The 21,992-nt window shown below is 47.5% G+C and carries 15 protein-coding genes and 1 tRNA gene; 4 read left to right on the forward strand and 12 right to left on the reverse strand.

The window, feature by feature from the left end:
- Positions 1-48: 48 nt before the first annotated feature.
- Positions 49-121, reverse strand: a tRNA-Phe gene (locus B5F91_RS08080).
- A gap of 205 nt (positions 122-326) precedes the next feature.
- On the opposite strand from B5F91_RS08080, the gene B5F91_RS08085 reads away from it, so the two are divergent.
- Together B5F91_RS08085 and B5F91_RS08090 are read left to right on the forward strand one after the other, a co-directional pair.
- Positions 327-1,862: a DUF3843 family protein gene (locus B5F91_RS08085; protein WP_087428584.1), complete on the forward strand. Its 1,536-nt coding sequence runs from the start codon at positions 327-329 to the stop codon at positions 1,860-1,862.
- 49 nt (positions 1,863-1,911) lie between these two features.
- Positions 1,912-2,442: a hypothetical protein gene (locus B5F91_RS08090; RefSeq protein WP_087428585.1), complete on the forward strand. Its 531-nt coding sequence runs from the start codon at positions 1,912-1,914 to the stop codon at positions 2,440-2,442.
- 63 nt (positions 2,443-2,505) lie between these two features.
- Here the strand turns inward: B5F91_RS08090 and thiL are convergent, their stop codons facing one another.
- The 11 genes from thiL to B5F91_RS08150 all read right to left on the reverse strand — a co-directional run bounded on the left by thiL (position 2,506) and on the right by B5F91_RS08150 (position 18,889).
- Positions 2,506-3,540 (reverse strand): thiamine-phosphate kinase, encoded by a 1,035-nt coding sequence (gene thiL, locus B5F91_RS08095; RefSeq protein WP_087428586.1) that lies wholly within the window; start codon positions 3,538-3,540, stop codon positions 2,506-2,508.
- Between the two features lie 4 nt (positions 3,541-3,544).
- Positions 3,545-4,354: a purine-nucleoside phosphorylase gene (locus B5F91_RS08100; RefSeq protein WP_087428587.1), complete on the reverse strand. Its 810-nt coding sequence runs from the start codon at positions 4,352-4,354 to the stop codon at positions 3,545-3,547.
- Positions 4,311-5,426: a tetraacyldisaccharide 4'-kinase gene (lpxK, locus tag B5F91_RS08105; RefSeq protein ID WP_087428588.1), complete on the reverse strand. Its 1,116-nt coding sequence runs from the start codon at positions 5,424-5,426 to the stop codon at positions 4,311-4,313. The genes B5F91_RS08100 and lpxK overlap by 44 nt, the downstream gene beginning before the upstream one ends.
- 247 nt (positions 5,427-5,673) lie before the next feature.
- Positions 5,674-7,440, reverse strand: coding sequence for a signal peptide peptidase SppA (gene sppA / locus B5F91_RS08110; protein WP_087428626.1), 1,767 nt, complete (start codon positions 7,438-7,440; stop codon positions 5,674-5,676).
- Between the two features lie 380 nt (positions 7,441-7,820).
- Positions 7,821-10,166 carry an ABC transporter permease gene (locus B5F91_RS08120; RefSeq protein WP_087428590.1) on the reverse strand — a complete coding sequence of 782 codons (2,346 nt, stop codon included), beginning with the start codon at positions 10,164-10,166 and terminating at the stop codon, positions 7,821-7,823.
- Positions 10,167-10,292: 126 nt separating this feature from the next.
- Positions 10,293-12,650 carry an FtsX-like permease family protein gene (locus B5F91_RS08125; RefSeq protein ID WP_087428591.1) on the reverse strand — a complete coding sequence of 786 codons (2,358 nt, stop codon included), beginning with the start codon at positions 12,648-12,650 and terminating at the stop codon, positions 10,293-10,295.
- Between the two features lie 143 nt (positions 12,651-12,793).
- Positions 12,794-15,154: an FtsX-like permease family protein gene (locus B5F91_RS08130; protein WP_087428592.1), complete on the reverse strand. Its 2,361-nt coding sequence runs from the start codon at positions 15,152-15,154 to the stop codon at positions 12,794-12,796.
- A gap of 132 nt (positions 15,155-15,286) precedes the next feature.
- Positions 15,287-15,895, reverse strand: coding sequence for a DUF2807 domain-containing protein (locus B5F91_RS08135; protein ID WP_087428593.1), 609 nt, complete (start codon positions 15,893-15,895; stop codon positions 15,287-15,289).
- Positions 15,896-15,907: 12 nt separating this feature from the next.
- The gene (locus B5F91_RS08140) at positions 15,908-16,162 is read right to left on the reverse strand and encodes a hypothetical protein (RefSeq protein ID WP_087428594.1); all 255 of its coding nucleotides are present in this window, start codon (positions 16,160-16,162) and stop codon (positions 15,908-15,910) included.
- 49 nt (positions 16,163-16,211) lie between these two features.
- Entirely contained in the window at positions 16,212-17,462 is a 1,251-nt protein-coding gene (locus B5F91_RS08145) for an efflux RND transporter periplasmic adaptor subunit (RefSeq protein WP_087428595.1), read from the reverse strand.
- A gap of 74 nt (positions 17,463-17,536) precedes the next feature.
- Complete coding sequence (locus B5F91_RS08150; protein ID WP_087428627.1) at positions 17,537-18,889, reverse strand: TolC family protein; 1,353 nt, start codon at positions 18,887-18,889, stop codon at positions 17,537-17,539.
- Between the two features lie 356 nt (positions 18,890-19,245).
- Here B5F91_RS08150 and B5F91_RS08155 point away from each other — a divergent pair, with 356 nt between their 5' ends.
- Both B5F91_RS08155 and B5F91_RS08160 read left to right on the forward strand, forming a co-directional pair.
- Entirely contained in the window at positions 19,246-20,619 is a 1,374-nt protein-coding gene (locus B5F91_RS08155) for a sigma-54 dependent transcriptional regulator (protein WP_087428596.1), read from the forward strand.
- Positions 20,609-21,913: an ATP-binding protein gene (locus B5F91_RS08160; RefSeq protein ID WP_087428597.1), complete on the forward strand. Its 1,305-nt coding sequence runs from the start codon at positions 20,609-20,611 to the stop codon at positions 21,911-21,913. The genes B5F91_RS08155 and B5F91_RS08160 overlap by 11 nt, the downstream gene beginning before the upstream one ends.
- Positions 21,914-21,992: the final 79 nt, after the last annotated feature.

Genomic DNA, 21,992 nt, shown 5'->3' on the forward strand with positions numbered 1-21,992 from the left:
AAACAATAAAAAAGAGAGCTACATCGCTGTAACTCTCTGACTTTCAAGTGGTGCCACCAGGAATCGAACCGGGGACACAAGGATTTTCAGTCCTTTGCTCTACCAACTGAGCTATGGCACCAACTTTACAATCGTTGGTTCTTGATTGCGGGTGCAAAGGTAGGCAAAGTTTTTGAATCTGCAAATTATTTTGAAACTTTTTTATCAAAAGTGCAGAAATAACCGGCAATAACCGGAAAAGCAACAGGACAAACGTTTTTTTTGTGTATCTTCGGTCAAAATTGACAAGAAAGAACAACGATGTGTGCAACTAAAATCAATAGACAATGAAGAAAATATATCCGAAAGAATGGTTGGAATTGCATCCTTATCAAATTGTGGACGAAGTAGACCGCTATTACACCGATGTAGCCAATCAGATTTACCAAGTACTGAACACGCCTTTAGCAGACGGAATGTTTGAGGAGAAGGATGCCCGCTATTTTAGCCTTTGCCTGACAGCCTGGTTTGAGGATGTCATCAGCCAAGTAGGAATTTGGACTACTTTTACAGCAGCGTGTAAGAAACGTTACGGGAACTGGCTTCCCTTTTATCCGCTGGATGAAAATTATTACCCCGATGAAATTAATGTCGAAGACATACGCTTTCTGTTATGGCATCATATACAGTTCTCTTCCCGAGATGAAGGACGTATTATTAATCCCGAAAATCCGGGAATAGAACTCATCGCGAATGAACTTTACTGCATATTGGATGAGATTTATGAAACAGCACCCGAAAATGAACGGCTTTGGCAATTTATGCATCCCGAGGGAAAAGGAGGATGGGACAGTTTCGAGAAGTATCGTTTAGTATTGCAATGGTTTCATTATGGCTCTTATTTCAATATCGAAAACCAAGAGCAATATGAGGATGAATTAGAAGAAATAACAAGCGATTTAAGCGAGGATTGGCAAGGGAAGAAGAACTTGCTCGTATATAACACCTATACAGCCTTGATGTTGCAAGGGCGCAGAGGACCTTTATCATTCACTTCTTGCGAATGGCTGGCATTGTGGGCTGAACAGAACAACGGTCCGCAAGAATGGCGTTCGACAAAGGAGTATATAGAAAGTTTCTTCTTGCTTACAGGGGAAGATGACGGTTTCTTGTATTTACAGGACCTATGCGGTAATGATGAAGTGTATCGAGTTGCTAAGGAATCTTTCGACTTGAGTTCTATCAAAGACAGGCAAGTGGGTGAATCAGTTGCTCTCTGCACCTTGCTGCATTATGGAAAAGTGTGGAATCAAATAGGTATAATGAGTCTGTTGCCGTCATTGAATAATGACATAAAGCAAGCTGTAGAAAGCCTGCGTGACAAAAAAGAACATCGGAACGAAAAGGCTGTGTATGAAGACTTCATACGAGCAACCGGCGGAAAGCCTTTTTATTTCTGCAAATCCCGAAAAGAAATGATTGGTTTCCTGACTCATGAGATGAAATACCGTACGGCTGAAGGATTGAAGTTGCCTTCAATAAGAGCAAAGCATGGATTGATCTTGATGGCAAGTCCTCGTACGGGGCTGTACATACAAACCCAGTTATGCGAATGTGTCAAGTCGCCCGACAATCCGTTTTACGATGCAAAAGCCGCTGCTCAAAAAGCGCTTTCTTTCTTACTTAGCCCGGACGTGATTCCATACGACTTGAGTTGCATGTTGCAAGACAGGGGCATGCTACCGGATGCGATGCTGAACAGCTTGAAAGGAGAAGAGTACGGACGGAAATTCTTACAACAAAACGCGCACTTTCTGACAGATTATTTCTTCCACCGTTGCCGGGAGAAAGATTATGATGAATGCTCTTTTATGCTTCGATAGCATTTTTCTATTGCATATTTTTGTCCTGCTTCTCGTATAGTAGAGAGATATGATTTGGAGTTATATTAAATATATTGCGGTTATAGTAGTGATGCTGATGCTGTCTTGCGCAGGTCGTGAGAAGAACCCTCATGCTGATGAAAAAATTCCGCAGGTTGTGCTTAGTAATAAAGAGATTGTCCGTAATTGGTTATCCTCTATACAACAATCAGGCATTCCTTCTTATTATGGTGGTGCTTATGTGGAGAATGAAATGCTGTATATTTGGGTGACTTCCAATTCATACGCCGTACAAGAAGATATTTGGCAACGGTGTAAAACCAAAAATGGAATCATCATCAAGCCATACGCGAACAGTATGGCTATGTTAGTGGGGCTGATGAAAACTTTAGATTCATTAATCGTAGCTGATAATCATACTGAAATTAAGTGGTATGGCCATGCGTTAGACGAAAGGCATAATCGGATAATTATCAAATTAGGAGATGTTTCGAATGAGAATATATTGCGGTTTAAAAAACACATTTTAGACTCTCCTTATTTCAAATATGAGAAAGGTGAGGAAGCAATTCTTTTTTAGTTTGCATTTAAATGAAATAGGACACAAAAGCACTCTCTATGTGCTTTTGTGTCCTATTTCATTTTACTTCAGCGGATTCCAGCCTTGAGCTTTCAGTTCCAGTTCGGTTCCGTCACGGGTAATCAGGGCACAACCCAATTCGGGTTTCGTGATATAACCGATTACTTTTACGCCTTCTATTTGCAACACCTGCTCGTGCATCGGAAGGGGGACGGTGAAGAGCAGTTCGTAATCTTCGCCTCCGTTCAGGGCGCAAGTGGAAAGGTTCATGTTGAACTCTTCTGCCATAACGGCGGTTTGGTAATCAATCGGAATACGTTCTTCATATACCCGGCATCCCGTCTTGCTTTGCGAACAAATGTGCATCAGTTCTGAAGAAAGCCCGTCCGAAATATCCATCATTGCCGTAGGCTTGATTCCCGCCTTAGCCAGACTTTCAATGATATCCCGGCGTGCTTCCGGCTTTAAGATACGTTCCAATAGGTATTCTTTGCCGGCAAAGTCGGGCTGAACGTCTTTTTCTCCTTGGAATACCGCTTTCTCGCGTTCCAATAATTGAAGTCCCATATAGGCGGCACCCAAGTCGCCCGATACGCAAATCAAGTCGGTTTCTTTCGCTCCGTTCCGATAAACCACTTGGTCTTTATCCGCTTCGCCGATGCAAGTAATGGAAATGGCAAGACCGGTTACTGAAGAAGTGGTGTCTCCTCCTACAATGTCCACATGATGCTGCTGGCAAGCCAGTTTCACACCGTCATAGAAGTCTTCTAAATCTTCGATGCAGAAACGTTTCGATACCGCTAAGGATACGGTAATCTGCTTGGGCATTCCGTTCATGGCATAGATATCCGAGAAGTTTACCATTGCCGATTTGTACCCCAAGTGCTTGAGTGGAGTATACACTAAGTCGAAATGTACGCCTTCCATCAATAGGTCGGTGGTGACCAATACTTGCTTATCCGGGTAAGAAAGAACAGCTGCATCATCACCTATGCCATACACCGACTCTTTATTTTCCAATTTAATATCTTCCGTCAGGTGTTTGATTAAGCCAAATTCGCCTAACGTGGCTATTTCGGTTCTGTTTCCTTCGTGCATGGTTTTACGCTCTGTTAATCAATTCTTTCATAATGGTAGTCATACGCGGTTGAGCGGCATCGGCTGCCTTTTGCACTTCTTCGTGTGATACTTCTACGATTTGCCCTTCTATGCCCAAATCAGTAATGACCGATATACCGAATACCTTAATGCCACAATGGTTGGCAACAATCACTTCAGGTACGGTCGACATACCTACGGCATCACCGCCCAAGATATGGAACATCTTGTATTCAGCCGGAGTTTCGAACGTAGGTCCTTGCGTGCCTACATAGACGCCTTGCTGCACCTTGATGCCTTTTTCCTTTGCGATTTCCAGTGCTTTAGCGATTAATTCTCTTGAATAAGCTTCGCTCATGTCCGGGAAGCGCGGTCCGTAATCGATGTTCTTTCCGCGCAACGGATGTTCGGGGAAGAGGTTGATATGGTCGGTGATAATCATCAGGTCACCTATCTCGAAGTTCGGGTTCATGCCTCCGGCTGCATTTGACACGAAAAGTGTCTTGATGCCCAATTCACGCATCACACGTACCGGGAAGGTCACTTGTTGCATGGAATAACCTTCATAAAAGTGGAAACGTCCTTGCATAGCCAAGATGTCTTTACCACCCAACTTGCCGAATATCAGTTTCCCGCTATGCCCTTCTACCGTTGAAAGAGGAAAGTTGGGGATATCTTTGTAGCTTATTTCGTATTTATCTGTAATTTCATGCACTAAGCTTCCCAAACCGGTTCCCAATATAATGGCGGTTTCGGGATGAGTCTGCATTTTAGCCTTCAGAAAGGCTGCTGTTTCTTGAATTTTCTCTAACATAATCCGTGATGTTTTGGTTAAACATAATTCTTTCTTCTTCGTTGAGGAAACTTACCTCAACGGGCAACACATATATATAAGGTGTCAGTTCCGGTGCTATGTCCGGATGCCCAATAAGCCTTGCGGCATCTTTTTCGGTGGTAATAATCAGCCGTTTCCCTTCTCGAAGCTTTTCGAATGCGGTTTGAATGCGTTGCATATCATTGGCATCGAAAGCATGGTGATCGGGGAAAGTCAGCGGTATGACATGAGAAGTATATCCCGATAATTTTTCGATAAGCGGGGCTGGCGAGGCAATGCCTGTTAATAGCAAGATGTGTTCATCCGGTCCGATACTTTCCAGTTTGCGTTCTGGAGAAGAGACGAACAAGGCTTGCAATCGCCCGTATGCTAACGTTGTAAAGAAAAGAAGCTGACTTTGTTTGGGAGCGATTTCTCTTCGCACCTCCGCTTGTTCTTCTTTCGTCAGAGTAGAAGGACATTTGCTAATCAAGATCATGTCCGCCCGGTTTTTCCCATCAACGGGTTCGCGCAAACGTCCTGCCGGAAGCAACCGGTCTCTTGTTATCAACCGGTTGTAATCGGTAAGCAAGATATTCACACCTGCCTTCACATACCGATGTTGAAAAGCATCGTCTAAAAGGATGACTCGTGTGCCGGGAGCCGTATGCCCGTCTGTTAAGAAGCGAATGCCTTCACATCGTTTTTCGTCTACCGCTACATAAATGTCGGGAAACTTATGTAACATTTGGTAAGGTTCGTCGCCAATCTCTTCAATCGGTGTTTCGGGATTCCCCAATACAAACCCTTTTGATTTCCGTTTATATCCTCGGCTAAGTACTGCCACTTGATATTCCGGACGCAACAAACGAATCAGGTATTCGGTATGCGGAGTCTTGCCTGTACCTCCTACCGTCAGGTTCCCGATGCAGATAACCGGAACAGGAAATGTATGCTGACGCAATATCCCTTTATCGAAAAGGAAGTTGCGTAAGCGCACGCCTGCCCCGTATAGCCAGGCTATAGGGAGCAGGCTGCGATATATCTTTATTTTCTTCCAGTTATTGCTCATGCTATTTGTTTTGATTTTCAACGCAGATTAACTCAGATTTCCGCAGATTAATAGATTTATAGTGAGACAAAATTGGTTTGCGAAAAATATCAATGTAATGTCATCCTGAACAAAGGATCTCGTATACATCCACGTGGACGCATTCGAGATGCTTCACTAACATTCAGCATGACAAATGATTTTCGTAATTCATACCTTATTGACTATAAAAATCCGCGAGAATCTGCGTTTTAGACATAAAATACTACTATTTAATCGTTAGCATAAACGGCAGGCGTGCCTGAATCCGGTCACTTTCTTTGATGCTTTGCAAATAGCGGAACGGTTCATACAATGCCCCCAGTTCGGTTTTCAGGCGTGCCGATAAATAACGTTCTTTCCCGGAACTCATCAAGCTGGTAAAGAAATCCTCTTGTTTGGGATAACTCATTACGGTATAGTCTTCTATTTCTGCTCGTTCGGCTGCAACTTCTATTGCCCGGTCAATGCCTCCCAATTCGTCTACTAATTTCAAGTCTTTTGCCATTTCGCCGGTCCATACCCGACCTTCGGCGATTTGCTTTATTTCGTCTACCGACATCTTACGTCCATCAGCACAACGTTGGGTAAAGAGCTCATAGCCACGGTTTATCATTCCCTGCATCAAGGCCTTCTCTTCTTCATTGAAGGGGCGGTTAATGACACCGAAATCAGCCAACTTATTGGTCTTTACGCCATCGAAATGGATTCCCAACTTATCGTTCAGCAATTTATCGGCATTAGGTATGGCACCGTAGATGCCGATAGAACCGGTCAGCGTAGTAGGCTGTGCTACAATCCAGTCGGCTGCACACGAGATGTAGTAACCGCCCGATGCCGCATAGTCGCCCATCGAAACAATAACGGGCTTCTTTTCCTTCAATAAGGTAATCTCACGCCAGATTTCTTCCGAACCGAACGCACTTCCTCCCGGTGAGTTCACGCGGAACACTACAGCCTTTATGCTCTCGTCTTCACGCAAGCGGCGTAAATCTTTCGTCACCTTTTCCGGATTAATCCCTTCGTCTGTAGAGAAACCGCCCGTACCGATGGTGCCCGCCGCATAATACACCGCAAGCACGTTTCCGCTCTTGTCCTTCGGCACATTGCGCTGCACGTTCACCATGTCTTCCAGGTAAAGCTTGTTCAGCGCATCGTCCTCATCGGTTTCGGTCAGTTGCTTCAGGTAAGCGAGCATCCCGTCCTGATATATCAAGGTGTCGGCAAGCCCTGTGGCGATGTAGGTCTCGGTAGACTGAAGGTCCATATTCCGGTCTGCCAATGCGTTGAGGCTGTCTGCCGGGATATTGCGCGAAGCGGAAACATCAGCCACCATCTGATTCCATATCGAGTTGGCGAAGGCTTGCGTCTGTTCACGGTTGGCGTCGCTCATTTGAGTGGCGATGTAAGGTTCTACCGCCGACTTATACGTGCCGACACGGAATACCTGCATCTCTACACCTATTTTATCATACAAGTCTTTCAGGAAATAAATCTGTGTGGCAATCCCGTGCCAGCCGAGGCTTCCTTGCGGATTAATGGCGACCTTATCGGCTACACTTGCCAAGTAATACGTGCTTTGCAGGTAATTCCCGCCGTAGGCAACGAGGAACTTCCCGCTTTCCTTGAAGTCTTTCAACGCGTTCCGGATTTCTTCCAGCGAAGCCGGAGAGCAAGCGAAAACACCCGCGTTCAGGCAGATGCCCTTTATCTTTTCGTTCTCTTTTGCTTTTTTTATCGAGCTGAGGATGTCGTTCAACCCGTATGTCTCGAAATTATCGCCCATCAGTTGACTCAGCGGATTGGGTTGCGCGCGTTCTTCCACACTTCCGCTCAAGTTAAGGATAAATACAGAATTATCGCTTACTTTCGTTTCGCTTCCCGATGAAGAAGCGACCATTCCGGCAATGCTCATGATGCCGATAATGGTAAATACAACTCCTACGATGCAGACCCCGACAATGGCAGCCAGCATGTACTTTAAGAAATCTTTCATTTTTTGTTTGGTATTTGGTTTAATTTTCTTTTGCACAAAGATAGCGATTTTCATGTACTTTGCAAATTATTTGTATGCAAACCGATTTTCATCCGTATGCGTTGCCCATTTCATCCGTATGTGTTGCCCATTTCATCCGTATGTGTTGCCCATTTCATCCGTATGTGTTGCCCTTGTCAGCCGTATGAAAAAAGAAAGCCGCCGGTTGACTTGTATCACACAAGTTTGCCGGCGGCACAAGGTAATCTAAGAGAATTTATGGAGCGATGTTGTTAGTAAATAGTTAAAAGTTAATAGTGAATAACGACTTGGTTTTCACCACAGATTACACGGATTAAAATAATTGATTAAATCTGTGTAATCTGTGATGAACCCTTATCTCATTCCGTCTTCAGGTTTTCCACCGGATTCTCCCGGGTGGCTTTCCGGCTGATGAGATAGACCGAAGCTAAGGAGACGAAGGCGATGAAGGCGATAGACGCTATCGGTACCCACCACGGGAAAGCACTGTCGAAGGTCACAATCTTATCTATCTGATGCACGCCGAACAACATCAGCGGAATGGCTATCACGAGGCTGATGCCGAGCGAGACAAGCGAGAACTTCATCAGCCTTTCCTGCTCGCCCAACGAACTGGAACCGAACACCTTGTGGATTGCCATATCCCGTTTGCGCTGGGCGATGAAGTACAGGCTCATGGCGGTCAGCCCCAAGAGCGAGATAAGCAGGGCGGCACCGGTGAAGATAAGCATCAGGCGGTTCATGCGGCTGAAGTCGGAATAGAGCTCTTTTAGTTGGTCGCCGTACCATGCCGATTCAAAAGCGAAATCCTTGGCGGCTATCTTGTAGAGTTGGTCTATCTCTTTCTTGTAAGCGTTCAGGTCGCCGTCCTGTACTTCCACCGAAATGTTCCATGGATAGATGCTGTCGGGATGCTCTATCTGTATCTGGAGCGGATGGATATCGTGGTCTATCAGGCTTCGGCTGATGACAAAATCCTTGAACACGCCGGCTATCTGGGTGCGTCCGTAATTGTTGCTCGTGAAATAATCTTTGGTCCCGACAGGTTCCAACATCTTCATCGCCCGTTCGCTTAGAAAGAAATTGTTGCCTCCTATCGGCGTATGACGGTCTTCGGTTATCTGTATGTGGTAGATGTCGAGGAACGCCGAATCAACGATAAAGGTCTGGAAACTCATCTCCAAGGTGCTGTCCGCCGAAGGAATATAGGTGGTATTGTTGTTCCCTCCGTCCAAGGGTATGCCGCATGAGAAAGAAACATGCTTCACGAAGGGCAGCTTCTTTGCTTCGGTGCGGAAGAGTTGCAGGTTCTTTTGAGAGCCGTAGGACGGATAAGTCAGCACGTTGCCGTATTCGTAACCCAACGGTGCGTGTACGATGCGGTATATCTGCACGGAGAGATAGGCGGAACAAGTGAGCAGGGCAATAGTCAGTCCACACTGCACGATGTTGAGCACTCGCAGGTAGACGGCTTTCGTCTTGCGTCGGAAAGTCCCTTTTACTACATCCATAGGGTTGTAGTTGGAAAGTATCGTAGCCGGGATAAAGCCCGAAAGCAAGGTCAGTGCTGCGATGAACAGGATATAGACAATAACGGTTGTGGCATTGAGATCGCCCGTAATGTCAAGCTTGGCGTGAAGCAAGTCGATAGCCACAGGTTCGGCGGCTTTGGCAAGGAGGAAGCCTATGATAAACGAAACCAATGTGAGCAGTGCTGATTCGGCTATCATGCGCCAGAAAATGTCGGGGCGTGACGAACCGAGCAGGCGGCGTGTAGCCATTTCCTTGGCACGGTAGCTGGTCTGCGCCACGCTCATGCTGATGTAGTTCAGTATCGCCATCAAGAGGATAAGCGCGCCGATGGTGATGAAAATCACTACCAGCTTGAAGTCGTACTGGTTGAGGTAGACAGTGGCAGGAGTTTCGGAAAAGTAGAAATCATGCCATGGGATGAATTGGACTTTCTTGAAGCTGTCACTGTCTCTGAACAACCAGTAAAACTCTCTCAGGAATGCCACTACATCATCGGCTTTCCGGTTCAAGTCAGCTCCCGGAGCGGTGCGGAAGAAGAGGGTGCTCCCCGCTGCATTGTTCATTTCGGTGCATTCCATCGAACAACTCCATTGGATGTATTTCATGTTCTCGAACGGGATGAAGATGTCGATGTCCGAAGGGATAATAGAGTTGTTGATGTCCTCAACGATACCCGTCACGGTAAATATCCCGTTATTACAAGGGATGATTTTTAGGGTCTTGCCTACGGCGTGCTCGGTGCCGAACAGACGAAGGGCGGCGGAGCGGGTAAGCACGACACTGTTGTCATCGGTAAGCAGTTGTTCGCGGTTCCCTTCCAGCAAAGGGAAGCGGAAGAACTCGAAGAAGTTCTTCTTCACGCTGGCACCTAATACCTGCACCGGCTTGTCGTCCGGTTGCACATACGGGTTTGATACTTTGATGGCGCACCAGTCTTCTATCTCCGGATAGCGGCTTTGCAGGCGGTTGCCCAAGTTGTAATGTCCTCCTGCCCAGTGTTCGTTGGCAAACACATAGATGCGGTCGGCATCGGGCAGATCTTTATCCACGGTGAGCTGCCGTGTCACCATGTTGGCGATAAGGAGCACGAACATCAGCGAGATGCTCAGCCCTGCCACGTTGACGAATGTAAAGAGCTTGTTGCGCTCTAAGAAGGTGAAATAGGTTTTCATGTGGTTATTTACTATTTAGCAATTTACTATTTACGTTTTTTGGGTTTCCTGTAGGGGCGTATCGCATACGCCCTAAATACATCCACGTGAATGCATTCGGGCGTATGCGATACGCCCCTACAAGTTTTATTCTGTTTTAATCGAGTTCGCCGGATTCTCGTTGGCGTTCTTCCAGCTTTGTACGGTGACCGTTATCATGGTGATGGCGGTGACGAGGAGGAAGGAGGTGAGGAATATCCAGGCACGGATGGGAGTGCGTTCGGCGAATCCTTCCAGCCAGTGCTGTCCTATCCACCAGCCGAAGGGGGCGGCAACGATGAAGCATCCTATCAGTATATACAGGTATCGCTTGTTGAACATGCGGAGGATTTCGCCCGTGGTGCTTCCGAATATCTTGCGGATGCCGATTTCCTTGCGGCGGTATTCGCTCTCGAACATGGTGAGCCCGAACACGCCTATCATGCTGATGACAATGGCGAGCAGGGAGAAGAGCAGGATTTGGCGGGTGAAGCGCAGCTCGTTGCGGTAGGCATTGTCGAGCACCTGGTCCATGAACCGGAAGTTGAAGTCATGCCCCGGCGTGAACTTTTCCATTGCCTTTTGCAGCGAACGGATGATTTCCACTTTGTCTGTTCCGGCGGAGACGCGGACATTGACGGTGTTTTCCCAACCTTCCCAACCTAAATCTTTGGTAGAGAAGAATGCCATGGGGCGTTCATCGTTATCGTTGCGGAACGAGGTAAACTTGATATTCTCGCAGAAACCTATGACAGGGAAAGCCATGCTCTTTTGGAATGGAGGCTGGTTCAGTGTGAGCCATGGGTATTTCTTTCTTGCGGCTTCGTTGAAAATGAATCCGCTGCCGTCTGTAGATTTAAAATTACGTCCTTCGGTCAAGCGGATGCCCATTACATCCAAGTAACGGTAGTCTACTGGCATCACCTCATAGTTCATTGTCCGTTCTCCTTCGGAGATGCCCCAGCTCATATAAGTGTCGGATGAACTGAGAACGAATTGCGAGAACGCCACGCCTTCCACACCCGAAATGCGTGACAGTTCGTCTACGACGGCATTCATTTGTTGCTTGACTTCTTTGGTTGTTTCGCCCACAATGATGGCATCTTTGTCATAACCGTATTCCGAAGTGCGGATGTATCGGCTTTGAGCATACATGATACCGATAGCGATAATCAGCATAAAGGAGATGAAGAACTGGAAACAAACCAGTGTTGTGCGCAACTTCCGTCCCTTGGGTGATAAGCCGAACGAGCCTTTCAGTACGAGGGCAGGAGGGAAAGAGGTAACGTAGAACGATGGATATAGCCCTGCCAGTATGCCTATTAATACACTGATGCCGAAGGTGGCGATTAAGAGAATCACATGTTTGCCTAAACTCAAGTCGGCACTGACCAAATCTTCTACGCCCGAATCGCGCAAAGCCAGTATCAAAACAAGGCTGAGGGCAAAGGCAAGGATGCTGACGAGCACCGATTCCATAATCAGGCTGGTGCGGAGCGAGCCGGTAGTTGCCCCTAACACTTTTTGCGTATTGATGCTTTTGATACGCATCGGCGTTTCGGCAAGCGAGAAATTCATAAAGTTGATAGCGGCGATGATGACGATGAGAAACGACACGCAGATAAGCAGATAGACCGTAGTACGGCTGCTGGCACTCTTATTCCCTATTTTCGAGAAATGGACTTCCGATAAGGGAGTAAGGCGGAAGAAAGGAGTGCCTTCCTTCAGTTCGATTCCTCCCGTGAAAGGTTTCATTTCTAACAGTTTTTGGCTGACTATTTTCTCGATGCTTTCCGCTTGCGTGGCATCGCTTAGGCGTACATAGCAGATATAGTTGAAATTGTTCCAGTTGTCTTTGTTCTCGTTCTTGTCGAGCGGTTTGAGGAGCATGTTTCCTAACTGTGTGTTTTCGGGGAAATCCTTATATACTCCACCTATGGTCAGCGGTTTGTTGTCCGCTTGTTTGCCTTCGAAGATGGTTTTACCTACGGCGTCTGTGCTTCCGAAAAAGCGTATCGCCATCGATTGGGGAATCAGGATATTCCCTTCTTGGTTGAGCGCATCGGCAGAACCGGCAATCATTTCGGGTTGGAAAGTCTTTATAAAGTTGCCGAAGCCGGTTTGTGTGGTTTCGTTGAACAGATGTCCGTTCACTTCATAATCGTAACCACTGTTCCAAATCATTGCGTTAGAAACAGCTTCAACGTAGGGAGAACTGTTCTCGATTATTTCTCCAAACGGACGGGATAACCATGTTTGCCAGTCTCTGTCTTCCCCTCCTTTAAATTCGGCGCGGAATATCTTTTCATAATCCTTATACCCTTTATTGAAATTCAAATCATAGTCTACCTGCGTCATGATGACGAAGAAGGAGGCGAAGGCGATTGCCAGCCCGATGATGTTCAGGACGCTTGCCGTGAAGAAGCGCCGGAAGGTATGCGAGAAGTTGCGTGCTAAGGTGTTCATGTGGTTATTTACTATTTAGCGATTTACTATTTACGATTTCTTTTCACCACAGATTACACAGATTTTTTAATTGATATTTCTGTGTATCCTGTGGTCCTGTGTTTTAAATTTATTAATCTGTGTAATCTGTGTTGAACTTTATTTCATTCTGTCTTGATGCTGTTCGCCGGATTCTCGTTGGCGTTCTTCCAGCTTTGCACCGTGACCGTTATCATGGTGATGGCGGTTACGAGGAGGAAAGAGGTGAGGAATATCCATGCACGTATGGGTGTGCGTTCGGCGAAGCCTTCCAGCCAATGTTGTCCTATCCACCAGCCGAAGGGGGCTGCTACGATGAAGCATCCTATCAGTATATAAAGGTATCGGCGGTTGAACATCCGGAGTATTTCGCCTGTGGTGCTTCCGAATATCTTGCGGATGCCGATTTCCTTGCGGCGGTATTCGCTCTCGAACATGGTCAAGCCGAATACGCCGATGATGCTGATGACAATGGCAAGCAGGGAAAAGAGCAGGATTTGCTTGGTGAATCGCAGCTCGTTGCGGTAGGCATTGTCGAGCACCTGGTCCATGAAGCGGAAATGGAAGTCGTGTCCCGGTGTGAATTTTTCCATTGCCTTTTGCAGCGAACGGATGATTTCCACCTTGTCTGTTCCGGCGGAAATGCGGACGTTGACGAAGTTTTCCCAGCGTCCCCAGTCGGCATAAGCTTTACCGTAAATGAAGAAACCCATCGGTTGGGCATCGTTGTCATTGCGGAACGTACTGTATTTTATGTTCTCACAAAAACCTACTACAGGGAAGTCGCCGGGAGTAGCAAGTTGGTCAACTTTCATCCACGGATATTTCTGGCGGGCGGCTTCATTGAATATATACACATCGCCATCGCCAGGCTTGAAGTCGCGTCCTTCAGTGATCCGGATACCCATTACTTTTAGGTAGCGGTAATCTACTGGAAGCACATCGAACTGGATATGCTTGTCATCGCTTCCGCGTCCCCAGCCCATGTAAGAATCACTTGAGCTTAGGATAAACTGGGAGAACGCTACGCCTTCTACTCCCGAAATGCGGGACAGTTCGCCGACTACCGCTTCCCGCTGGAGAATTGCGTCCCATGACATATTGCCTACCACGATGGCATCTTTGGCATAACCGTAATCGGTGGTACGGATGTAGCGGCTTTGGGTGTACATAATTCCGATGGCGATGATGAGCATGAATGCCACGAAGAATTGGATGCATACCAAGACTGTGCGCAGCTTTCGTCCCTTAGGCGATAAGCCGAACGAGCCTTTCAGAGCCAATGCCGGCGGGAAAGACGTTACATAGTAAGCGGGATAAAGTCCTGCTAACGCACCCATCACGATGCTTATGCCGAAGGTGGATGCCAATAGAATCGGATGTTTCATCAGGTCCAAGTCGGCTGTAACCAAGTCTTGCATACCTGAGCCACGCAGCGTCAGCAGGATGAGGATAGACAGACCGAAAGCGATAATGCTAATCAAAACCGCTTCCGAAATCAGACTGATGCGGAGCGAACCTACAGTAGCTCCCAATACCTTTTGTGTATTGATGCTTTTCACCCGCATTGGGGTCTCGGCAAGGGTGAAGTTCATGAAGTTAATGGTGGCGATGATGACGATGAGGAACGAGACGCACAACAACAGGTAGATCGTGGTGCGGCTGCTGGCACTCTTGTTGTCTACTTTCGAGAAGTGTACGTCCGCTATTGGGGTAAAGTGCAGGAATTCGGAAGAATCTTCATCGTCCGTTGCGTTTACCCGTTCCGGAACCAGTTCCGCCATTCTTTTATAGACTAACTTGCTCAGTTCGTCCGGATTCAGTGTGCCGTCAGTCCGGAAATAACAGTTGTAGTTCCAGTTCCGCCAGTTGTCTTTGTTGTCGTTGGGCGAGAGAGGCAGGAAGATGTAGTTGCCTATCTGTGAATTTTCGGGAAAATCCTTGTACACTCCGCCTATGGTCAGCGGTCGGTTGTCCGCCTGTTTGCCTTCGAAAATGGTTTTTCCTACAGCGTCTGTACTTCCGAAGAACCGTATTGCCATTGATTGAGGAATCAGGATGTTTCTTTCTATATTGAGCGCATCGGCGGTGCCGGCAATCATTTCAGGCTGGAATGTCTCCATAAAGTTGCCGAATCCGGTAAGGGTCGTTTCCCTGAATGAGTGTCCGTTGATTTCGTATTCCACTTCTCCGGAGAAAGATGAAACAATGGTAAGTGCTTGGATGTGGGGCGAACTGCTGCTTATTAGTTCACATAGCGGGCGTGCCATCCACGTCTGCCAGCCATTGTCATCGTTGGGATAAACCTCTACCCGATAGATGTTCTGGTAGTCCTTATACCCTTTGTTGAAATTCAAATCATAGTCTACCTGCGTCATGATGACGAAGAAGGAGGCGAAGGCAATCGCCAGCCCGATGATGTTGAGGACGCTTGCCGTGAAGAAGCGCCGGAAGGTATGCGAGAAATTGCGTGCTAAGGTGTTCATATGCTCATTTACTATTTAACAATTTACTATTTACGGTTTTTGGGTTTCCTGTAGGGGCGTATCGCATACGCCCTAAATACATCCACGTGAATGCATTCGGGCGTATGCGATACGCCCCTACAGGATGGGTTATTATTCCCCGACTTTCAGCCGGCGGTCGTTGATTTTGCCCAGGAAACTGTCGCGGAGGTTTGCCGTGCGGGCTTTGCCGCTCAGCTTGAGCGAGCTGACACCGTCGGCAGTGGCTTTCAGGTGGTCGCAATATACGTTGATGCTGCCTTTGCCCACTCCGTCAATATCTATTTGTGCTGTCTGGCAATGCAGGTCGGCGATTTCCACCGTGCCTACACCGTCTATTTCGAAACGGATGTTTCCGGCTTTCAGCGTGCCTTCGCATTCGAATTTGCCTACGCCGTCCAATTTCACTTCTTCCAGCGCGGGGGCGGAGAGGTAGAGGGTTGCGCCTTGGATGTTCTGTTCCCGTTTGTGGTCTATTCGTTGTTCGATGGTCAGGATGCCGTTCTCTACCGTGGTCGTGAGCCTTGCCAGTTCTTTTGCCTTGCCTTCGATGCGGCACGAGTAAGTGTCGCTTTGTGTGAAGCGGACGGTTGCCACGCCGTCGATGTGAATGGAGGTATATCCGCTGAGGTTGCGTGTCTCGCTGGTTTCGATGTCTTTTGCCATGCAGGCGTTGAGGCTTGCGCCGATGAATGCGATAAGTGAAAGGATAATCTGTTTCATGATTCGTAGTTTTTAAGTTGTTGTTATGCCGTTTAGGACCGTAAATTGGGCTTCCGCCGTCCGGAAAATGCAATTTACGCCCGTAAATTCTATTTTTTTCGTTTCGGAAGCCCGATTCGACCCCTCGAATTCCATTTTTTTGTCCGTGAAGCCAAATTCAGCCCCCTGAATTGTATTTTTTTTGTCCGGAAAGCCCAATTTACGGGCGTAAATTCCGTTTTTTTCTTCTGTGAAGCCAAATTCGTCCCCTCGAATCGGGGTTTTCACCACAGATTTTAATCAATTATTTTAATCCGTGTAATCTGTGGTGAAAAAATTATTTCAGGATGAGCACTTCGTTGTCTTTGTAGCTTTCGTAGCCGGAGACGATGACCCGTTCGCCTTTCTCCAGGCCTTCCAATACCTCGTAGTATTGCGGGTTTTGGCGTCCGATGCGGATTTGGCGGCGGTAGGCTTTCTTGCCGTCTTTGTCGAGGACGAAAATCCAGTTGCCTCCCGTCACTTGGAAGAAGGTGCCTTTCGGGATGAGGACGCTTTGGGTGGGTTCGCCCAGTTGCAGGTCGATGTAGTAGGTTTGTCCGCTGCGGATGTTTTCGGGGCGGGTGCCTTCGAAGACGAGGTCGGTGCGGAATCGGCCTTCGCGCACTTCGGGGTAGACTTTGCGTACCTTGAGGCGGAACGTTGCGCCTTGGCGTTCGAAGGTGGCGGGCAGTCCGTTGGTGACGCGGTCGATGTAGTGTTCGTCTATCATCGCTTCAATCTTGAAGTCGGAGAGGTCGTTGATTTGCCCTACCATTTGTCCGGCGGTGATGTTCTGTCCTAACTCGACGTCGAGCAGTCCCAGTTCGCCGTCTATCGGGGCGCGCACTTCCAGCTTGTCTTTGCGTTCGCGGATGAGGAGGACGTTCTGCCGCATGTTGTGGAGGTTGTCTTCCATTTGGTCCATTTGGATGGTGCGGTAGATAGAGTCTTGGATGAGGCGTTCGCTGATGAGTCCGTGTTTTTTCTGTGCCACTTGGTAGTCTTCTTGCGCTTGCAGGAACTCTTCTCGGCTGATGAGGCGTTCGCGGTAGAGGCGTTCGTATTGCTGGAAGGTGCGGAGCTTGCGGCGGGTGTCTACGTCGAGCTGCACTTTTTCGGTCTCGTTGTTCAGCTTGTCTTGCTGCATGGTTACTTGCGTGTTGCGCAGGAGGTTTTGCTTTTCGGCGAGTTCCGATTCGGCGTTCAGTATTTGCAGGTCGAGGTTGGAGTTGCTCAGGCGCAGGATGATGTCGCCTTTCTTCACGTGCGCTCCTTCTTCGACGACTTTTTCCTGCACGATGCCTCCTTCTTCGGGGCTGAGCTGGACGATAGAGATGGGTTGCACTTGTCCGTTGAGGCGGATGTAGTCGTTAAATTCGCCGTAGGTCACGTCGGCGATGTTGAGCGCGTCGCCGTCGATGCGCAAGGTTGAGGCGTGGTTGCCGAAGATAATCCAAATCAGCAGAAACAGTACGACAGCTCCCCCGGCGATGTAAGGGATGTGTTTCTTCTGGATGCCTTTTTTCTTTTCGAGTTGTATGTCCATATCTTTTCTAATTAATAGTTAACAGTTAATAGTTGATAACGGCGGGTGTTTCTCTTTTCGTTATTCACTTTTCATTATTCATTATTCACTGGTCTGATGATTTCCTCTCCTTTATAATAATCTACCAGTCGGCATTTCATCACGTAGGTGAGTTTGCTTTGCAGCAGTCCGGTTTGGCTTTCGAGGAGGGTTGCGGCGTTGTTTTGCACGTCGAGCGAAGTCATCAAGCCTTCTTCGTACTTGCGGCGGGTGACGCGGTAGGCAATGGAGTCGGAGGTGACTTTCTTTTCCATTTGCAGGCTTTCTTTCAGGAATCCTTCGCGGTCTTGCACGGCTTGGAGCACCAGTTTTTGCAGGGCTTCTTTTTGTGCTTCGTATTGCTGGGAGGCGATGAGGTAGTTGTTTTTCGCCTGCTTCACGTTGATAGAGCCCGACATCCGGTTGAAGATAGGGATGCTTAGGCTGATGCCGAAGTAAGAACCGAAGTTGTTGCTCATCTGGTCGGCGAAGTTGTTGTAGCCCGTCTTGTGCAGTTCCTTATAATAAGAGGAAGAGATGCCTCCGAAGATGCTGATGCTGGGGAAGAGCGAGCCCCATGAGATTTTGCGTGCCATCAGCGCGGCTTTCTTTTGCATTTCGCTTTGCCGCAGGGTGGGATTGAATCGGAGGGCGAGGCGGAACACATCGTTGGCTTGCTCGCTGCTCAGCTGCACTTGTTCGATAGCGGGCGTGTCTATCAGGCGGGTGTCGAGCACGAGGGTGTCTTCTACGGGATAGTTCATCGTCTGTTTCAGGGTGAGCATTGCCGTTTCGTAGAGGTTGCGCTGGTGGGTGAGGTTGTAGGCATCAGTAGCCTGTTGGGCTTCCATTTGTGCCACGTCTGCCATGCCTTTCAGCCCCAACATCTCTTGGCGTTTGGTCTTATATACTAAGGAGTCGCTTTCCAAGAGTTTTTTCTCCGCCAGTCGGGTGGTGCCGAAGTAGTAGAGGGCATCGATGTATGCTTGGAAGGTTTCGAGGGCGGTATTGTCGCGCGCTTCCTGCAAGGCGGCTTTGCCTAACAGTTCATTGGCACGCGATTGGCGCACTTGGTTGATGAGGCTTCCCCCACGAAAGACGGTCATCGAACCTTCCATTCCATATCCGTTGTTGAAGTTCGATTGTGAGACGTAAGTATTGGTCGCCGGGTCAACCGAACGTCCGTAGCTATACTGTGCGCTCACACTTCCGCTTACTCCGGGCAGGAATTGCCCGATGGCTTTCATTTTATCCAGCCGATAGTTGTCGGCTTCCAGTTTGCGTTGCTTTACCGTGCGGTTATGCTCTACGGCGTAAGCCATGCAGCGGTCGATGTCCCACGCTTCTTGGGCGGCTGCCGAAAGGCTGCAAAAACAGAGCATCACGGCGATTGATTTCTGTATATTCATAGGTCTGTTCATTATTTCGTTCTTGTTTTTGCTAAATTACATGCAAATATCGTGCCAAAATATTAAGGTGTTGATATGTAGTAGGTTATATATTTTAACATTTCAAGAAGTGTCAAAAAATTAGACAGTGAGTGTCAAAAAATTAGACACTTGTCAAGATTGGACGTATTGTTTCTTTGTGTATCTTTGCAGAGAAGTTTTTAACGCAGAGGCGCGAAGACGCAAAGTTTTCAATTGAGAGAAAGCAAAGGACACAGAGAGAAAATATAAGGTCTCCGTGTTCTTTGCCTTCTCTAAAATAATCTTCTGCGCTTTTGCGTCTCTGCGTTGAATTTATTATTTAAATATAAACGACAATGACGAAACAAGGGACTTTATTGGTTGTAGACGATAACCGCAATATATTGACTTCGTTGCGATACCTATTGATAGACTATTTCGCACGCATCCTGACGCTCGATTCACCGGTGACGATTCCTACGGTATTGTCGCAAAATGAAGTGGATGTCGTATTGTTGGATATGAACTTCGCTTCAGGCATCAACAATGGAAACGAAGGGCTTTATTGGCTGAAGGAAATCCGCCGCATCCGTCCGCAGGCAGGAGTGGTATTGTTTACGGCGTATGCCGATATCGATTTGGCTGTGACAGGCATCAAGGAAGGAGCGGCGGATTTTGTGGTCAAGCCATGGAACAACGACAAGCTGATTCAGACCTTGACAGATGTATATAATAAGGTATGCGCGTCTAAGAAAGAAAAGAAGCGCACGACGGTAAAGTCGAACGGAACCGATGCGGCGATGTATTGGGGGAATTCGCCTGCTATCCGTCCTTTGCGGAAGTTGGTGGAAAAAGTAAGCATTACGGATGCTAATATTTTGATTACCGGCGAGAATGGAACGGGAAAAGATATGCTGGCACGCGAAATCCATCGCCTTTCGAACCGCAAGGACGGTCCGATGGTAGTGGTGGATATGGGTGCCATTACCGAATCGTTGTTCGAAAGCGAATTGTTCGGTCATGTGAAAGGCTCGTTTACCGATGCGCACGCCGACCGTATCGGGCGTTTCGAAGCGGCTGATGGCGGGACGTTGTTCTTGGACGAAATAGCCAATCTGCCTTATTATCTGCAAGCAAAGTTGTTGACAGCTATCCAGAAGCGGAGTTTCATTAAAGTGGGAAGCAATACGCCCCAGCCTACCAATATTCGCCTGATTTGTGCTACGAACCGTGATTTGGACGAAATGGTGCGCAAAGGCGAGTTCCGCGAAGACTTGCTTTACCGTATCAATACCATTCACTTGCATATCCCTTCGCTTCGGGAACGGAAAGAAGATATTCTTCCATTGGCACGGCTGTTTTTGGAACGTTATGCCAAACAATACGGACGGACAAACGGAACGTTTGCCCCCGATGCGGCAGCACGTTTGTTGGCACATCCGTGGTATGGCAATATCCGCGAATTGCAACACACGATAGAGAAGGCAGTAATTTTAGCGGATGACGGCGAATTGCGTGCAGAGTCATTGCAATTGCCGGTTGCCGAAAAAGTGGAAACCGCGGTGGTGGAAGAAAAAGAGGAAATAGCCTTTCATACGTTGGACGAGATGGAGCGGACTATGATTCAGCAAGCTCTCGACCAATGTGGCAGTAATTTGTCGCAAGCTGCGGCTAAGTTAGGGATAACCCGTCAGACTTTGTATAATAAGATGAAGCGTTATGGGTTATAAATGGATTTATTCTACATTTGCGCGGTTAACGGTGCTGGCAGCAGGGGTTTCCTTACTTACCGTTGGTATTCTGAAAGAGAATTGGTGGGTAGGTATAGTGGGTGGAATTTTGTGTGTGGTGATGTTGTTTGTTTCTTATTGGATGCAGCAGCAGTTGCGAGAGAAAAGTTGGCTGATGTTGGAAGCCATTCGCAATCGGGATTATTCATTCCGTCTTCCGCTTTCTGGATTTTCGGGAGGTGAGCGAGTCTTGCAAGAAACGCTGAATCAGTTTGGTAACCTGATGGGGGAGCAAAAACAATTGATGGAACAGCGGGAGCGTTTTTATGAACAAATACTTTCGGTAGTCAGTTCAGGTATTGTTGTGTTTGATGAAAACCAAAGCATCGTACAAACCAACCCGGCAGCAGCACGTTTATTAGGACTCCCAATTCTCAGTACCTTGCGGCAGTTGGAACGTTATGGGTCTGATATTCCGCAATTGTTGCGTATGTTAAAAGCGGGGGAACGTTGTAATCTTCAATACACTACAGCGAAAGGTGAAGTGCAATTGTCGGTACATGCGACTGAAATGCAAGTGGGTGAGGAGACGGTCCGTATCCTTACTCTGAACGATATCCGTAACGAATTGGATGCAAAGGAATTGGATTCGTGGATTAAACTAACGCGGGTCTTGACGCACGAAATCATGAATTCCATAGCTCCCATATCGTCGTTGAGCGAGACGTTCTTAAAGCGGAAAGACGTGATAGACAGTCCGATTTATGAGGGTATCCGTGCGATACACGAGACATCTACCGGATTGATTTCTTTTGTCGACAGTTACCGGAAATTCTCTGCTTTGCAAAAGCCTTCGCCCGAACCTTTTTATTTGCTGGATTTGCTTTGCCAGATACAAGAGCTAAGTTTGATACCTGATAACATCTCGCTCACTTTGCAGATAGAGCCTTCCGAATTGATGTTGTATGCCGATCCGAACCTTATCCGGCAGGTGTTGATAAATATTTTGAAGAATGCGGTGCAATCCATTGGCGAGGTAAAAGGACGTATTCATGTGCGTGCTTATAGTGCCTCGGATGAACATATCTTTATTTATATTAGTAACGATGGACCTACGATTCCAGAAGCGGAAGCCGAGCAGATTTTCGTGCCTTTCTTTACGACCCGTGCAGGTGGAAGTGGTATCGGACTTTCGCTTTCCCGTCAGATTATGAAGCTTTCAAATGGTAGTATCAGTTTGCTCCGTGCAGGAACAAACGGTTGGAATACGACGTTCGTGCTGGAATTTGAATAAGGAAATATAAGTGAATATCCAGTCCTACCTAGGTAGTACTGCAGTACTACCCTAGTAAAACTGGAGAAGGATTGAGATG

Origin of the sequence: Bacteroides sp. An322 (genome assembly GCF_002161765.1) — a bacterium.
GTDB lineage: Bacteria > Bacteroidota > Bacteroidia > Bacteroidales > Bacteroidaceae > Phocaeicola > Phocaeicola merdavium.